At 48.5% G+C, this 16,999-nt stretch carries 10 protein-coding genes and 1 pseudogene; 1 reads left to right on the plus strand and 10 read right to left on the minus strand.

Annotation, left to right across the window (positions count from 1 at the left end):
* The first annotated feature begins 57 nt into the window (after positions 1–57).
* Entirely contained in the window at positions 58–1,197 is a 1,140-nt protein-coding gene (locus MHI01_RS08685; RefSeq protein WP_036609757.1) for a zinc-dependent alcohol dehydrogenase, read from the plus strand.
* Positions 1,198–1,336: 139 nt separating this feature from the next.
* Here the strand turns inward: MHI01_RS08685 and MHI01_RS08690 are convergent, their stop codons facing one another.
* The 10 genes and pseudogenes from MHI01_RS08690 to MHI01_RS08735 all read right to left on the minus strand — a co-directional run bounded on the left by MHI01_RS08690 (position 1,337) and on the right by MHI01_RS08735 (position 16,892).
* Positions 1,337–2,125: a class I SAM-dependent methyltransferase gene (locus MHI01_RS08690; protein ID WP_340982936.1), complete on the minus strand. Its 789-nt coding sequence runs from the start codon at positions 2,123–2,125 to the stop codon at positions 1,337–1,339.
* Positions 2,126–2,325: 200 nt separating this feature from the next.
* Positions 2,326–4,293: a PTS fructose transporter subunit IIABC gene (locus MHI01_RS08695; RefSeq protein ID WP_340982937.1), complete on the minus strand. Its 1,968-nt coding sequence runs from the start codon at positions 4,291–4,293 to the stop codon at positions 2,326–2,328.
* 90 nt (positions 4,294–4,383) lie between these two features.
* Positions 4,384–5,295 carry a 1-phosphofructokinase gene (pfkB, locus tag MHI01_RS08700; RefSeq protein WP_340982938.1) on the minus strand — a complete coding sequence of 304 codons (912 nt, stop codon included), beginning with the start codon at positions 5,293–5,295 and terminating at the stop codon, positions 4,384–4,386.
* A gap of 2 nt (positions 5,296–5,297) precedes the next feature.
* The gene (locus MHI01_RS08705) at positions 5,298–6,044 is read right to left on the minus strand and encodes a DeoR/GlpR family DNA-binding transcription regulator (RefSeq protein WP_017689448.1); all 747 of its coding nucleotides are present in this window, start codon (positions 6,042–6,044) and stop codon (positions 5,298–5,300) included.
* A 189-nt stretch (positions 6,045–6,233) separates the two neighbouring features.
* A complete protein-coding gene (locus MHI01_RS08710) occupies positions 6,234–6,710 on the minus strand; it encodes a hypothetical protein (protein ID WP_340982939.1) in 477 nt (158 codons plus the stop codon).
* A 143-nt stretch (positions 6,711–6,853) separates the two neighbouring features.
* Positions 6,854–8,284 (minus strand): NAD(P)-binding domain-containing protein, encoded by a 1,431-nt coding sequence (locus MHI01_RS08715; RefSeq protein WP_340982940.1) that lies wholly within the window; start codon positions 8,282–8,284, stop codon positions 6,854–6,856.
* 323 nt (positions 8,285–8,607) lie between these two features.
* Positions 8,608–8,847, minus strand: coding sequence for a DUF896 domain-containing protein (locus MHI01_RS08720; protein WP_076326982.1), 240 nt, complete (start codon positions 8,845–8,847; stop codon positions 8,608–8,610).
* A gap of 111 nt (positions 8,848–8,958) precedes the next feature.
* On the minus strand, positions 8,959–14,985 hold the full coding sequence (locus tag MHI01_RS08725) for a beta strand repeat-containing protein (protein ID WP_340982941.1): 6,027 nt from the start codon (positions 14,983–14,985) through the stop codon (positions 8,959–8,961).
* A gap of 352 nt (positions 14,986–15,337) precedes the next feature.
* Positions 15,338–16,296, minus strand: a pseudogene (locus MHI01_RS08730) (NAD-dependent epimerase/dehydratase family protein).
* A 74-nt stretch (positions 16,297–16,370) separates the two neighbouring features.
* Positions 16,371–16,892, minus strand: coding sequence for a TetR/AcrR family transcriptional regulator (locus tag MHI01_RS08735; RefSeq protein WP_253507187.1), 522 nt, complete (start codon positions 16,890–16,892; stop codon positions 16,371–16,373).
* Positions 16,893–16,999: the final 107 nt, after the last annotated feature.

Consider the following 16,999-nt stretch of genomic DNA (forward strand, 5'->3'; position numbering starts at 1 on the left):
TAAGCTGAAATGGGGTAATTGTCAGAGAATCCCACTATATAAGGAGGAATATGAAAGATGAGAGCCGTTACGTTTCAGGGAATCAAGGACATTCAAGTCAAAGAGGTTGAAGATCCCAAACTGCAACAGAAGGATGACATTATCGTTCGTATTACTTCTACAGCTATATGTGGATCGGATCTGCATATTTATCAGGGAGCCTTGCCTGCTGCCAAAGATTACGTTATCGGTCATGAACCGATGGGCATTGTAGAAGAAGTAGGTCCAGAAGTGACACGTGTGAAGAAGGGGGACCGTGTGGTCCTGCCTTTTAACATCGCTTGTGGTGAATGCTTCTATTGCAATCATGACATGGAGAGCCAGTGCGATAATTCCAATGGCAATCCGGATATTCATACAGGTGGATATTTTGGATTCACCGAACGTTACGGAAACCACCCCGGAGGTCAGGCAGAATTATTGCGTGTTCCCTACGGGAACTTCACTCCGTTTGTGATTCCTGAATCCTGTGAACTGGAAGATGAGGCTTTATTATTCCTGTCCGATGTTCTTCCAACCGCATATTGGAGCGTGGAGAATGCCGGAGTTAAACCGGGAGATACGGTTACTGTACTCGGTAGTGGACCCATTGGGCTGATGACGCAGAAGTTCGCCTGGATGAAAGGTGCCAAACGCGTTATTGCTGTGGATCGCCTGCCTTATCGACTGGAGAAAGCCAAACGTTTGAACGATGCAGAGATCTTTAATTTCGAAGATTACGATGATATGGGTGAGCACATTCGTGAGATTACACAAGGCGGAACCGACGTTGTTATCGACTGTGTAGGTATGGATGGTAAAAAAACCACGCTGGAGGAGATCGGACAGAAGCTGAAACTTCATGGCGGTTCACTGAGTGCGATCGAAATCGGCATGAAAGCAATCCGCAAATTCGGCACACTCCAACTTACGGGTGTATATGGCTCTTCCTACAACATGTTTCCGTTAGGTAATTTGTTTGAACGCAATATCAATCTTAAAATGGGACAAGCTCCTGTTATACATTACATGCCTGAATTGTTCCGCAAAATCACTGCTGGTGAATTTGATCCAACGGAGATCATCTCCCATCGAATTTCACTGGAGAATGCAAGCGATGCGTATCGCATTTTCAACGATCATGAAGACGAATGTACCAAAGTTATACTGAAACCCTGAACCGTCACTTTGACTATAAATATGCAGAATAAAACAAGCAGAACTACCTGTTCAAGGTACTCTGCTTGTTTTATTTTATCAACATTCATCCTGTTACCGTTGTATAAACTGCTCAGCCAGCTAAATGGTCTTTACCTAATCAGACATGAGTCGGTTTAATCGCTTGGATATACACACTTTCTCCTTGGAAGCTGTCGAGCTTCCCGTTCGTTGTCACTTCAAAATTGAAAAATTTTCTGATGATGGACGGTGCACTCAACATACTTGCTTCAAGTTCCCTTCTCTCCCGTTCCGGCAGTGCCGCACGGTTACACCACTCTTCAAACTTAAAGCGCTTCTGGAAGGAAACCATCGTTTCCATTCGGAAGCCCGCATACTCCAGCATATGAATCCATTCCGTCTTGCGCCATGCTCGAACATGGCTTGCATCCCGGCACTTCTCCACTTCATTGTAAAACTGGTCATTCTCATCACGTTCAGGTGCCACGTTGTCAATGAATAATAACCTTCCACCAGGCTTCATGACTCGTAATGCCTCATGAACAAACGAAGAAACGTCCGGAAAATGGTGAGCAGCGATTCGGCAGGTCACAAGGTCATAGATATCATCATCGAATGGAAGCTTCTCTGCATCCCCGGCTACAAAATCTACATTACGGTGTCCATTGCCATGGATAAATGCTTCAGCTACCTGAAGCATTTCTTCCGTTAGATCGAGGGCTGTCACCCGCTGAACAAGTGGAGCCAATGCATTAGCGACATGCCCTCCTCCAGTGGCGATATCCAGCACGTTCATATCCGGAGTGGCTTGAGATGAAGCCACGAGCAACGTGAGATCCTCACCTTTGGCATGCCCCGAACTCGTCACATATTTACCTGCATTTTTCGCAAACTGCTTCTGCACCTGACTTTTGATTACATCAGACATTCCAATTCCTCCTGCACAAGTTTCATTAGACGAAACATAGTTTCAAAATATAATTATATTTATTTTACCATAGATGAATGTAAAAGCTGAAATAAGCATTTTACACAAATCCGGAGGCAACTTTCCACTACCTAACAAAAAAGCTGAAATAAAAAACATCCCCCAAGTGAATTTCACCCAGGAGATGTTTCTTATATTTATTACTTCACAAGCGTTGGCGACTTCTTCCACAGTCCCAGAATCAGACCGGAGATCACAGAACCAATCGCAACAGCCAGCAGGAACAATAATGCGTGGTTCGCCAGTGCTGCAACAAAGATCCCGCCGTGCGGAGCTGGTACATTAATGCTCCACAGTTGTGTCAATCCGCCAGCAACAGCGGAACCCAGAATACAAGAAGTCAATACACGTAATGGATCAGCCGCAGCAAATGGAATTGCACCTTCTGTAATGAAAGAGAATCCAAGTACATAGTTAGTCAGGCCTGATTTACGTTCTTGCTCTGTAAATTTGGATTTGAAGAATGTTGTTGCAAGTGCAATCGCCAGAGGAGGCACCATACCGCCTGCCATTACCGCTGCCATCCATGCACCGTCTGTGTTACCACTGGATGTGAATACACCAATGGCGAACGTGTAAGCTGCTTTGTTGAACGGTCCACCCATATCGATGGACATCATACCGCCAAGTAGCAAGCCCAACAATACCGCATTACCTGTACCCAGATTACCCAGTGCATCTACAAGCCATGTGTTCAGGGAACCAAAGATTGGATCAAAGACATAGAAACTGATGGCACCTACGATCAGCAAACCAAATACCGGATACAGCAAGATTGGTTTCAAGCCATCAATCGCTTTTGGCAATCCTTTGAACAACTTACGGAGACCAATAACTACATAACCCGCCAGGAAACCGGCAGCCAAACCACCAAGGAAACCGGCGTTTGAGTTAACCGCCATCAATCCACCGACCATACCAGGCATCAAGGCTGGGCGATCACCAATGCTCATCGCGATAAATCCGGCAAGTACCGGAATCAGGAAGTGGAACGCACCTGTTCCGCCACCGATCGTTTGAAGCAGCTGGAAGAGGGGATTATCCTCACCCGCAAGCTGTTCAATAAGGAACGAAATAGCGAGGAGGATACCGCCACCTACAACAAATGGCAGCATATGCGAGATACCGTTCATCAGATCTTTATAGATTTTGCTACCTACACTAATCTTGCCAGTGCTTGCGCCCTCTTCCTTCGCATTTCCGCCTTGGCTGCGATAGATCGGTGCATCACCGTTAACGGCCTTGCGAATCAGCTCTTCGGATTTACGGATTCCATCACTCACCGGTCTTTGTAATACCGGTTTGCCATCGAAACGTGCCATCTCCACATTTTTGTCTGCGGCAACGATAACCCCTTTAGCACGAGCGATCTCATCAGCAGTGAGAACATTCTGCGCTCCTTCAGAGCCGTTTGTCTCTACGCGAATATTAATGCCCATTTCCTGAGCTTTCTTTTTAAGTGCATCTTCAGCCATAAACGTATGAGCTATACCGGTTGGACAAGCAGTAACCGCAACAACAAAATCTTCCGAATTGGCGTTACCTACAATCACACCAGAAGTATTCTGTTGCTGATCAGTAGTAGAAGTGGATGCGGCATTTGCTGCTTTTTCAGCTTTTGCTTTTTCTTTGGCTGCTTCCTTCTCAGCTGCTTCAGCCTGTTTGGCATCAAACAATGCACTAACTTCGGCTGGTGTATCTGTACTCATCAATTGTGAGATGAAATCGCTATCAATCAACAACCTGGAAAGAGCTGCAAGCGTACGCAGATGAGTATTACCTGCGCCTTCTGGAGCCGCAATCATGAAGAACACATGAGCTGGCTGATCATCCAACGCTTCAAAATCAAGCCCTTTTCTACTCTTGGCAAATACAACTGTTGGTTCGTTCACCGCTGTTGTTTTGGCATGTGGCATTGCAATTCCGCCACCGATCCCCGTGCTCGATTCAGCTTCTCTTTTATAGATCATTTCCTTGAACAGAACAGGATCATTAATTCGTCCGCTTCGGTTCAGGCTTGCAATTAGTTCATCAATAGCCTCATCTTTGGTTGTGGCTTGCAGGTCCATGATCATCGTTTCCTGGATCATCAAGTCTGTTATTCTCATCTTGGTACACTCCCTTAAGTTCAGTCGGCCTGCATAGGCAGGCCTCACTACATTACAATTACAGTAAAAATCTTTTATATGGCCGTTAGGCTAGATTGTCGTAATGGTTACTTGATTACGCAATTCATCAATCAATTCTCGTGTTGCCAGATCATCCGAGAACGCAGTTGCGCTTCCAGATGCAACCCCTGTGCGGAAAGCTTCCAGCAGATCTCCGCTCTGTACATAGGTACCTACGAATCCGCCAATCATGGAGTCACCGGCACCAACCGAGTTTTTCACAGTGCCTTTAGGCACATTTGCATGATGAACTTCGGCTTTGGTAATGAATAATGCACCCTCGCCTGCCATGGAGATCAACACATGTTTGGCACCGGCTTCCAGCAACTTACGCCCGTATAACACCAGTTCCTCGCGAGTATTAATCGTTACACCGAACAGTTCGGCCAGTTCATGATGATTTGGCTTCACCAGCAATGGTGCATGTTCAAGAGCTTCCATTAACGCAGGGCCAGTTGTATCAATCACAAATTCGGCACCCGTTTGCTTGCACACTTTAATGAGACGATCATAAAAATCCGTTCCAAGTGAAGGAGGTACACTTCCGGAGAGAATGACAATATCTCCTTTTTGCAATGAGGACAATTTGTGAAGCAACTGCTCCGCCTCTTCGGCACTTATTGCAGGTCCAAGACCATTAATCTCTGTCTCTTCTCCATGCTTCAGCTTGATGTTAATGCGAGTATCGTCTGCAATCGTAACAAAGTCTGTCCGAATGTTATCTTCTTGCAACTTGTCATTAATGAAACGTCCCGTGAATCCACCAAGGAAACCAATAGCCGTGTTATCTGCTCCAAGTTGATTCAGTATGCGAGAGACATTAATGCCTTTGCCGCCAGGGAGCTTCAAATCCCGATTCATTCGATTCAATCCGCCAAGCTTCAGCTCATCCACTTCCACGATGTAATCAATGGACGGGTTAAGTGTTATCGTATATATCATCGTTATCCCTCAATTATTTTAGTTTTCTGGGCGATTCCAGGCCGCCAATGTTCTGGCATCTGCTCGGTAATCAAATCGGCCTCCTCCAAATCAAACAATTTGGCAAAAGTAATTTCCCCTATTTTGCTGGAATCAGCCAGCACATAAGATTTTCCCGACAATTGATGTGCACGCCTTTTAATCAAGGCTTCCTCCGGATCCGGTGTTGTATACCCCATTTCGGGATCAACTCCGTTGCTTCCAAGAAAACATTTATCAAAACGGAAATTATCCATGTTCTGTAATGCGATACTGCCAATGACTGCTTTTGTATGAATTTTCATCATACCTCCTAGCAAATAACTGCGAATACGCTTGCTTACCAAAGCTTCAACATGTGAAAGTCCGTTGGTAACAACCGTTACGTCTTTTGCTTCAATAAAAGGAATCATGGCTAACGTTGTCGTTCCTGCATCCAGATAAATGCATTCGCCATTTTCGATCTCCTGTGCAGCCAAACGGGCAATCGTCGTTTTTTGTTGAATGTTTTTGAACGTTTTTTCTTCCATGCCCGGTTCCAGCGTTTTTTCATTCACCAGTGCGGCACCGCCGTGGATGCGTTTGAGCATCTGACGACTCTCCAGATCGATCAAGTCACGCCTAATCGTTGATTCAGAAGCACCCAACACATCAACAAGCTCTTGTAATTTCACAATTCCCTGTAAATGTAAGCGCTCTATAATTGCAGCATATCGTTCTTCAGTCAGCATCTTCATTCCTCCAACTGCTTCTATAGTATCATAATTCACTCAAAAAACAACCACTTTCATTCAAAATAATTTAAAAACATTCAAAAACCCGCATCTTTCGACTTAGAATCTCCATTAAAAATCCTGCAGCTTCCAGCGCTTGATGCGCGGCGTTGCAGGATTTTGCTGTTCATGGGAACTGCATGACGTTTATGACTCTACAACCATAGCATCCGGTTTGGGTTTAAGCCATTTGCCATCTTCATTAATAAAAGCACCCTTGAAGCGGCCCATCTCCAATTGTTCAATTAGCCTCTCCTCGTCCATGACCAGAATCTCAGCGAGCTGCCCCAAGGTGTAATAATGAGCGGGATTGTAATCGAGCAGCACAGGAACAGACGTATCATATAGTTCTTTGATCAGATTCTCAAAGGAATGCCGACCCAGGTTCTCCATATCTCTATAAAACTGCAAATGTTGGGACACCATATTACGGAAAGATTTATTCTCCAGATGCATCCACAACGTATTGCAGGCCCGAACACTCATATGATTTTGTTCCACATCGTAAAATTGAACTTCTTCAATCTTCATGTATTTCTCTTGAAATGCTACGATCTTAATCAAAGGTACATTTCGTTTACGCGACGCTTTCTTCAAATGGGCTCTAAATTGTTCATAGTTCATTTCATTCATCTATTATCCCTGCCTTTAACATGTTCCAACCGACATTTTACAACAAATTAAAGGCAAGTGTAACCTTCATCATATGAAAAACAAAAAAACGTGCAGCATCAGATGCCACACGTTCACAATATTATAGCGTGCGATTACTCAGCGAGGGCACCACTTTTCACCCAAGTAGCCGTAAATTCCTGTTCTTCATACGCATAGAATTGTTGTAAAATAACTTCCCGATCATCAAGGAACAACTGATTCGCTATGGCAGAGACCAGTTTCGGCACTGCACTCTTCGTTCCCGATATTGCCGATGCCGACAGACCACAGCTGGCAAGTGCAGAGTAGTTGAATACAAACAGTCCGTGCAACGTTCTCTCACCCTGTTCACTCCTGCTGGTCATTGCAAACCCGGAACTCAGGTATGGATGTGCGTCCAGCAACGCATTGCGATGCTCTGGTGGAGCCTGGTAACAATCCTCCCAACGCGCGATGTATGGCTCCACAAGCTTCAGTTCAGGACGGAGTGCAGGATCACTGAGAAGACCTGTGCTAATAATTAGAAAATCAAACTCATATGCACCCTGTGCGGTATGCACAATCGCGCCTTGGTCTGTTGCTTCTACACTCAGCCAAGGCGAATTCAAATGTAGTTCGAATCCTGGCCAGGCTGCCGCACGATTAAACGTATCATTGGTTGGGGGTTGATTGAATTTGAAGAAATGAGAGATCACTTCATATTTATCAGCAACCGGAAGAGCGTGGTACCGCTCGATCATACCGGATTGTTCCATCTGACGAATGGGATTAACACTAGGCAGCTGTTCCCGCCGGACAAATACATGAGCTTCTGCCACACCTGTGGCAAGTGCATAGCTCGCATTATCAAAAGCAGACGCGCCGCCGCCAAGAACAGCAACCCGTTTACCTTTTAACCGTTCAAAATCAATTGCTTCAGACGTATGGGCATACAGCTCCCGAGGTAATCTATCCGCAATCATGGACGGCACATGCCACTGTCCACCACCTTGAATTCCCGTAGCAAACACTACTTTGCGAGCAAGTATAACGTCCATCTGAGATCCAGCCTTGTTCACATGAAGTCGATGTATTCCGTTCTCTATAGGCTCAACCAGCGTCAAATTCACCTCATTAAGCACAGGCAGATTCAGCACTTTCCGATACCAGCGTAAATAATTCATCCAGTCCCCACGCGGGATCTTATCTACCTCTTCCCAACCTTCGGGCCCAACCTGTGCTTCCCACCATGAGCGAAAGGTTAACGAGGGGATCCCCAGATCGATGGAAGTCAGATGCTTGGGTGTGCGCAAAGTAACCATACGTGCATAAGTCTCCCAAGGTCCTTCAAGCCCCGATGCATTCTCGTCAATGACCACAATATTGGAGATCCGTTCACGAAGAAGTCCAAATGCCGCTCCTAAACCACTCTGGCCTCCACCCACAATGACGACATCATAGACATGACCATCTGCATGTTCTCTTGGACGTACCCAGTTCGCGCCACCAAATGACAAATAAGCCAGATCATTCTTCACACGTTCATTCAAAGCTTCCAGGCTCATGATTCATCAACCCTTTCGAGATACATATATGAACTAGTCTTTCTTTGATTATTTGATGTAAGTTTGTTGTTAGTTATATTGAGAGTAATTGTGATTTTTCTTTGTGTTTCTGAAATATATTAGCGTTATTATATGAGTTATCAGAGATCATTTGAAGCTCGCGGTAGCTTTATTGTCATCAACACTAAAAATATCTAACATGCTTGTTAATTCGCACGAAACACTAACTGGATTATTAATGCAGTTCCTGCTGAGCGGATGATTGCAGAAAATAAAAAAAGACAGACCAAGATGTAACCTTGGCCTGTCTTATTAAAGGAATGCTATTGGCCGGCTTGTTCACGGCGCTGCAATTTTTCGTTGGTTAATTTCTCAGGGGTCACATCATGACCCAGTGGGTCCACAACGGATACTGCCAGCATGGTTGTCAGTACCTGACCTCGAATAGCCTGCAAATATTGTTTTCTAAGCTCGTGCTGCTCGCTTTTTTCTGCTTTTGTCAAACCGACGCTGCTACGTTGTTTTCGACTTAATTCGTTAATGCGTCCCAAAATAGGAATCATGAAATCCACCTCACTTGTTAGTCCAAATTTCGAAAGATACTTCGAATATTTTCAAACTAACTTATTACAACTTTACGAATTTGTCCATAGGCGCAATCCGTTGAGAAGTTTTTAGGTAATCTCATGCACAGACCAAACAATTCCATTTGTAGCACCACTGCCCAGGTTCAACGTAATCGTCAGCCCGTTTGCGGCATAGAACAGTCCAATCACATCTCCCGCATTTAATGCCACTTCTACCGCCAAAGTCACCGAACCACTTCCCAGCACTGCCCGCAGTGTAAGTAACGTAATCGCGACATTTAGGACGGGCAACAAACCACTGACAAGTGTAGTTACCGTTGGGGATGTTCTCTGTACAAGAAAGGCTGGGTTAACGCCTGCACCCAGAGATAGAGCAATCGCTGCAGTCGTTGCATAATTGATCGTGGCCACAATAGAGTATCTTCCGGTTACCGGGACGGTATAGTTTCCTGTGGTTGCATTGAAGTTGGCATTACCGTAATAGGGAGCCGTAGTCGTCCAGTTGGTTAACTGAGTGCTGGTTGCTGTCGAAAGTGTAGCCAGGAATGCCGAGAACCCTTGTGTTGCAAAATTGGGGCCGGTTGCACCGGTAGTTCCTGTTATGCCTGTTGCTCCAGTGGCACCTGTAGCTCCGGTTGCACTCGTTACACCGGTTGCCCCCGTAATTCCATTAGCCCCAGTTGGTCCAGTCGGGCCGGTGGCTCCTGTGATGCCTGTAACCCCAGTAGTTCCCGTAACTCCGGCAACCCCAGTTGCACCTGTAGTTCCTGTTGTCCCAGTTACACCAGTTAGTCCTGTAGCTCCCGTTATTCCTGTTTCTCCAGTTGTTCCGGTCGCGCCAGTTATACCGGTAACTCCTGTTGAACCAGTACTTCCGGTGGCTCCTGATACACCTGTGAGCCCTGTAGCCCCAGCTGCTCCGGTCACGCCAGTAATACCCGTGGTTCCTGTTGTTCCCGTACTTCCTGTTGTTCCCGTCGCGCCGGTCGTGCCTGTAACGCCTGTTACACCCGTCTCTCCTGTAATACCCGTGGTTCCTATTGCTCCAGTCACACCTGTGATCCCAGTGGCTCCAGTCGTACCTGTTGTACCTGTTGTACCCGTAACACCAGTTACGCCAGTTGTGCCAGTGGCACCAGTCGCACCCGTAGTTCCTGTCGCTCCGGTTACGCCTGTAACTCCCGTAGTTCCCGTTGCTCCAGTAGCCCCGGTTGGTCCCGTCACACCAGTCGTACCTGTGCCCCCTGTTAGACCCGTCTCTCCAGTTTGACCAGTTGTGCCGGTGGCACCTGTAATTCCAGTAGCTCCAGTCACACCCGTAATGCCAGTTACGCCGGTCGTGCCGGTTGCTCCTGTTTCACCAGTAATACCCGTTGGACCGGTTGCCCCTGTAGCACCAGTCGTACCTGTAACTCCGGTTATGCCAGTCGCACCTGTGGCTCCGGTTGTACCTGTGGCTCCGATTGTACCTGTGGCTCCGATTGTACCTGTCGTGCCGGTAACGCCAGTAACTCCCGTAGATCCGGTCGCCCCAGTCGTTCCTGTTGTACCCGTAACACCAGTTACGCCAGTTGTGCCAGTTATGCCAGTGGCACCAGTCGCGCCGGTTACACCAGTAAGTCCCGTAGTTCCCGTTGCTCCAGTCGTACCTGTGACCCCTGTTAGACCCGTCTCTCCAGTTTGGCCAGTTATGCCGGTGGCGCCGGTAATTCCAGTAGCTCCAGTCACACCCGTAATGCCAGTTACGCCGGTCGTGCCGGTGGCTCCTGTTTCACCAGTAATACCCGTTGGACCGGTTGCCCCTATAGTACCAGTCGTACCTGTAACTCCGGTTATGCCAGTCGCACCAGTGGCTCCGGTTGGTCCTGTTGTACCTGTCGTGCCGGTAAAGCCTGTTGCACCCGTCTCTCCAGTCGAACCGGTTACGCCAGTAACTCCCGTAGTTCCGGTTGCCCCAGTCGTTCCTGCAACCCCTGTTATACCTGTTTCCCCAGTGGCTCCGGTCGTACCGGTAGCGCCTGTTACACCCGTCACTCCTGTAATGCCCGTGGTTCCTGTTGCTCCAGTAGTCCCGGTGGGCCCCGTCACACCAGTCGTACCTGTGACACCAGTTAGACCCGTCTCTCCAGTTGCTCCCGTCGTTCCAGAAATTCCAGTAGTACCTGTAACCCCAGTAAGTCCAGTTACTCCCGTAACTCCGGTTGATCCTGTCACACCAGTTTGGCCAGTAATTCCAGTAGCACCAGTCGGCCCGGATACGCCAGTTATTCCTGTGGAACCAGTACTCCCCGTTGCTCCTGTAACTCCAGTCGTACCTGTGACTCCGGTTATGCCAGTCACACCAGTGGCTCCGGTTGGTCCTGTTGGTCCTGTCGTGCCCGTGGCTCCAGTTAATCCCGTAACACCAGTTGGACCAGTAATTCCTGTTAGACCTGTTTCCCCTGTGATACCAGTTGTGCCTGCTACACCAGTAGCTCCCGTAGTACCCGTACTTCCCGTTGCTCCAGTCGTACCTGTTGTACCCGTAACTCCAGTTAAGCCAGTCGCACCGGTTGGTCCTGTTTCACCAGTATTCCCTGTTAGTCCTGTAGTGCCTGTCGGACCAGTTATACCAGTAACTCCAGTCGTACCTGTGCTTCCAGTTAGACCCGTCTCTCCAGTGACGCCTGTTGCTCCTGTCACACCAATTGTACCCGTAACGCCAGTTAAGCCAGTCGTGCCAGTTGGCCCTGTTTCACCGGTGACCCCGGTTATGCCAGTAGCTCCGGTATTACCAGTTGAACCAGTAGCCCCAGTGAGTCCTGTCGTGCCAGTTACACCAGCAATTCCTGTTATGCCACTAACTCCGGTTGCTCCTGTAACACCAGTTGTTCCCGTCGTACCCGTACTTCCAGTTATACCTGTTAGTCCTGTCTCTCCTGTTGGGCCATTCAAACCGGTAGATCCCGTTACACCTGTAGCCCCGGTGACACCAGTGACTCCTGTTAGCCCAGTTGCACCAGTTGTTCCGGTTGCGCCGGTTACTCCCGTGGCACCTGTAATTCCTGTTTCTCCAGTCGCACCCGTAGGACCTGTAATACCAGTTGCACCTATACCCCCTGTTAGACCCGTCTCTCCAGTGACACCTGTTGCTCCGGTTACTCCTGTAATACCAGTTACACCCGTTGTGCCCGTTGGTCCTGTTTCACCAGTTGGGCCAGTCAAACCGGTCGGTCCCGCTACACCTGTGTTCCCTGTTAGACCAGTCTCCCCAGTAACGCCAGTGGTTCCGGTAATGCCAGTTAGTCCAGCCGCACCTGTAATTCCCGTTTCTCCAGTAGCACCGGTCGGTCCCGTCACACCAGTCGTACCTGTGACCCCTGTTGAACCTGTATCTCCAGTAGTTCCGATTGAGCCGGTTGCTCCAGTAGTGCCAGTAACTCCGGTTATTCCTGTTTCACCTGTTGGTCCTGTATTTCCCGTTAGACCTGTAGCTCCGGTCACACCAATTGTACCCGTAACGCCAGTTAAGCCAGTTGTGCCGGTTGGCCCTGTTTCGCCGGTAACCCCGGTTATGCCAGTAGCTCCGGTATTACCAGTTGAGCCAGTAACCCCGGTGAATCCTGTCGCGCCAGTTACACCAGCAATTCCTGTTGTGCCACTTACTCCGGTTGCACCTGTAACACCAGTTATTCCCGTCGCACCCGTACTTCCAGTAGCTCCAGTTATACCTGTTAGTCCTGTCTCGCCTGTCGGGCCAGTCGAACCGATTGAGCCCGTTACACCTGTAGCCCCGCTTAGACCCGTTTCCCCGGTGACACCTGTTAGCCCCGTCTCTCCAGTTGCACCGGTTGTTCCGATTGCGCCGGTTACTCCCGTGGAACCTGTACTTCCTGTTTCTCCAGTCGCACCTGTTGGGCCAGTTACACCAGCTGTACCCGTGATTCCTGTGATCCCAGTCGCACCAGTGGCTCCGGTCATGCCTGTGATACCCACGGTTCCGGTAATACCAGTTGGTCCATTCGCACCCGTAGGACCTGTAATACCAGTTGCACCTGTACCTCCTGTTAGACCCGTCTCTCCAGTGACACCAGTGGCCCCGGTTGCTCCAGTAATTCCCGTCGTTCCGGTTACGCCAGTCACTCCCGAGATACCTGTAATTCCGGTTGCTCCAGTCGCCCCAGTCGATCCCGTAGCGCCTGTGAATCCTGTTAGACCGGTAGCTCCGGTCACGCCTGTAATACCCGTGGTTCCAGTAATGCCAGTTAGTCCAGTTGTACCTGTAATCCCTGTGGCACCGGTCTCACCGGTGATTCCGGTTACCCCCGTTAACCCTGTCGTTCCTGTTGGACCGGTAACTCCCGTTAGTCCTGTGAACCCTGTTTCTCCAGTTACACCTGTCGTCCCGGTGTTTCCTGTAGCACCCGTAATTCCGGTAGCTCCGGTAATTCCTGTTGTGCCACTAACTCCGGTTGCACCTGAAATCCCCGTTTCTCCAGTTGCGCCAGTTGATCCCGTCACACCTGTCGTTCCTGTGACCCCTGTTTGACCTGTATCTCCAGTAGTTCCAGTTGCTCCAGTAATTCCTGTGGCTCCTGTTACACCAGTATTGCCGGTTATGCCTGTAACTCCCGTAGTACCGGTCGTACCTGTTATGCCAGTAACGCCGGTTGTACCTGTACTTCCCGTTGCCCCTATCGCCCCACTAGATCCTGTAGCACCTGTAACTCCGGTGGTACCCGTCTCTCCAGTGGCACCAGTTGCTCCGATCGCACCTGTGCTACCTGTAAATCCAGTAATACCTGTTGCACCGGTCACTCCAGTCGTTCCTGTTGTGCCCGCAATTCCAGTAACGCCAGTTAATCCGGTTGTACCTGTTGGTCCTGTTTCACCAGTGACACCACTTATACCAGTGACCCCAGTGAGTCCTGTCACACCAGTCGTACCTGTGACACCGGTAGTGCCAGCAGCACCAGTTGCTCCAGTAATTCCCGTGAGGCCTGTAATTCCAGTAGAACCGGTTACACCCGAGGTACCCGTAACGCCAGGTAATCCGGTAGTACCTGTTGATCCTGTTTCACCAGTATTACCTGTTATTCCAGTACTTCCTGTAGTTCCGGTTGTTCCTGTTTCGCCAGTGCCCCCGGTGGGCCCCGTTAGGCCAGTCGTACCTGTAACTCCTGTTAGCCCCGCCTCACCAGTACTTCCTGTCGCTCCGGTGAATCCTGTCAAACCAGTCGTGCCTGTATCGCCGGTTGCTCCCGTTAATCCAGTTGCCCCCGTAGTGCCTGTTGTTCCAGAAGTACCAGTGCTTCCTGTAACTCCAGTCTCACCCGTAATACCTGTTAGACCCGTCTCTCCAGTGACTCCAGTCGCTCCGATCGCACCAGTAAATCCTGTCGTTCCTGTGGTGCCTGTTTCTCCAGTAGTACCAGTTGCGCCAGTTAGTCCAGTCGTACCTGCTGTACCCGTAACGCCAGTTAATCCAGTCGTGCCAGTGACACCAGTTGGACCTGTGACTCCTGTTAGCCCCGTCTCACCAGTACTTCCTGTAGTTCCGGTTACACCAGGACTTCCCGTTAATCCAGTCGCACCCGTAATACCTATTAGACCCGTCGCTCCGGTTGGGCCAGTCGAACCTGTAACTCCTGTGAATCCTGTTTCACCAGTAGATCCCGTTAGTCCCATCACACCAATCCCAGTTGGACCAGTTGCTCCAGTGAACCCGGTAGCCCCAGCTAATCCTGCAACTCCAGTTGGACCTGTGAAGCCGGTTATACCGGTATTTCCTGTAGCACCGGTCACGCCTGTAACACCAAATCCGGTAATTCCAGTTGCGCCGGTTGTTCCTGTGACTCCAGTCGATCCTGTAACTCCTGTGCTTCCTGTAGATCCAGTTGCTCCCGCCTCACCCGTTGGACCGGTCGGACCTGTAAATCCTGTAGTACCAGTCACACCTGTGGTGCCCATCAGTCCGGTAGCTCCTGTTGCACCTGTGACTCCAGTTATTCCGGTACTTCCCGTGGTTCCGGTTACTCCGGTCCGTCCTGTTAAAATGGTTGCTCCCCATATGCCGGGATACCCAGGGTCTCCAGTTAACCCAGTAGCACCTGTTGCTCCAGTGAATCCTCTCATTCCCTGATAACCCCGTGGGCCGCGAAGGAAAGGAATCCTGTGACTTTTCTTTTTTTTGCATTTACGTCTGCTTTTCTTACAAGACTTACTCTTCTTCTTTGGGATAGAGTGCTTTTTTGATTTTTTTGCTTTCCGTTTACCTGTACTGATTGAGGAAATTTTGCGTTTCCTTTTGGATATACCGCTCACAAGAGAATCCCCCCTCCTTGTACACCACGTCAAATCCCCGCATTTTACAATAGTACACTCTATGCCCTGGACTAGCTTTGTGCGCCCCCCTATTCAATATACCTATGAAACCTTCACAGTTAGTGATCAATCAATTACTTTTCTCCAAAAAATATATTCCCCTCTACTCCCCCTGCAACTCCAACTCCTTAATCGTCAACGCAATTCCTTCCTCAAAAGATGTTGCCACAACCGGGCCAATCCGTTCCTCATACTTCTGTCTACTCAGAATCAGGGGTTCCTCAGTCAGATATAACATTTCTACAATTTCTTTCATAACGGGTACACCTAGTCCAATCAAAGACAATCCCACTCTTCCTAACGCCATCACAGGTTTACTTCTTCCTGCAGCCTTCTGTGCCAATCGCACGATGTCATGACCCGAGATGATCCCCGATCCAGGAATGTTCCAGTTCTGTCCATACGTCGTCTCTCTGCTTGCCAGCTCCACCACCATGACCGCAGCATCCGGCAAATAAATATACTCTCTCGGCACGTTCATATTCCCGATAAAAAAAGCCATCTTTCCTTTTGCTATCGCTTCAAGGGTTGAACCCAGATAGGAAGCTTGATTAGCCGATGGGCCATAATAATCTGGCAAACGAACGATCATCACCTGAGCTCTGCTCCAACTTGTGCTGAATAACATCTGTTCATAGGCAAGTCGTATCTTGCCTTTACGGGTATGTGGCTGTTTCGGATGTTCTTCGGTTACCTCGTTCATTTGTCTTCTGCCATAGGGATAGATTCCGTCTATAACAACCACGTTCAGACCCAAGTGTTCTGCCGCCGCCATCACAGATTCACCGAGCGGAATCAGCCTGCTCTCCATCTCGTTATAAGGACATTCGCACTATGAAATATGACATCGGCACCCTGGGAAGCAGCAATAATATCCTCCGACCGAAATGCATCTCCAACTGCAATTAGCAGGTGATCCGGATATCCCAATTTTACCGCAAGTTGCTCCAACTTTTGACGGGAGCGCCCAAATGCGATCGTTGAAATCCCTCGTCTAATCAATTCCTCCGTAATTGCTGCACCTGTTCCACCTGTGGCTCCAATCACAATAGCTCTTTTCATCGTAGATCGACCTCTTTCATCCATTTAGTGATTGATCAATAACTAAAATATAAAAAGGGACTTTACCTCCCTCTCTATCGTTCCTTCAACTCTGGCATATCCAGCGCATTAGATACATTACACAACATCCCGATTGCCAGAAAAATCATGGTTCTTTTTAGCGGTTCAGCAATTCCTGCAACGGTGAAAGCTTCCAGTACCATGGCTCTTACATCACTAATACCTTTTTGCATAGCCTGACGAATGACTTCCTCCCGGATCGTTTGCGCCTGCATCTGAAGCAAGATCTCGCTCTTGTGCGATTCCAGAATTTTATCATAGGCTTCAATGAGATCATTCTCTAACTGATCTGGTGTCGCCATCTCCACCACAATTCGAAACGAATCAATCACCCGTGTCCATGAGACCTCAATTGCAGTTAATAATAAAGCTTCTTTTGTTTTGAAAAAACGAAATATATACGGCTGTGAGATCTGTGCCCGTTCAGCCACCTGGGCTGTAGTCGCACGATAATAGCCAATTTCCGCGAAGACGTCAATTGCTGCAGAGATAATATCATTTCGCCGGTTAACCGACGCTGCTGCATCCTTTGCCATGATAATCCGCCCTCCAATAGTTAGTGATTAATTGATCAATAGCTTGAAGTATAACGAATACTATCCCTCAATGCAAAAGTATCGTGAACTTGTACAAAGCCAACAAA

Origin of the sequence: Paenibacillus sp. FSL M7-0656 (genome assembly GCF_038003225.1) — a bacterium.
In the GTDB taxonomy this organism is placed as follows: domain Bacteria; phylum Bacillota; class Bacilli; order Paenibacillales; family Paenibacillaceae; genus Paenibacillus; species Paenibacillus amylolyticus.

Coding starts and splice junctions, on each gene's coding strand:
- MHI01_RS08685 (WP_036609757.1), top strand. CDS start 58: ATGAGAGCCGTTACGTTTCAGGGAATCAAGGACATTCAAGTCAAAGAG.
- MHI01_RS08690 (WP_340982936.1), bottom strand. CDS start 2,125: ATGTCTGATGTAATCAAAAGTCAGGTGCAGAAGCAGTTTGCGAAAAAT.
- MHI01_RS08695 (WP_340982937.1), bottom strand. CDS start 4,293: ATGAGAATAACAGACTTGATGATCCAGGAAACGATGATCATGGACCTG.
- pfkB (WP_340982938.1), bottom strand. CDS start 5,295: ATGATATATACGATAACACTTAACCCGTCCATTGATTACATCGTGGAA.
- MHI01_RS08705 (WP_017689448.1), bottom strand. CDS start 6,044: ATGCTGACTGAAGAACGATATGCTGCAATTATAGAGCGCTTACATTTA.
- MHI01_RS08710 (WP_340982939.1), bottom strand. CDS start 6,710: ATGAACTATGAACAATTTAGAGCCCATTTGAAGAAAGCGTCGCGTAAA.
- MHI01_RS08715 (WP_340982940.1), bottom strand. CDS start 8,284: ATGAGCCTGGAAGCTTTGAATGAACGTGTGAAGAATGATCTGGCTTAT.
- MHI01_RS08720 (WP_076326982.1), bottom strand. CDS start 8,847: ATGATTCCTATTTTGGGACGCATTAACGAATTAAGTCGAAAACAACGT.
- MHI01_RS08725 (WP_340982941.1), bottom strand. CDS start 14,985: ATGAGAGGATTCACTGGAGCAACAGGTGCTACTGGGTTAACTGGAGAC.
- MHI01_RS08735 (WP_253507187.1), bottom strand. CDS start 16,892: ATGGCAAAGGATGCAGCAGCGTCGGTTAACCGGCGAAATGATATTATC.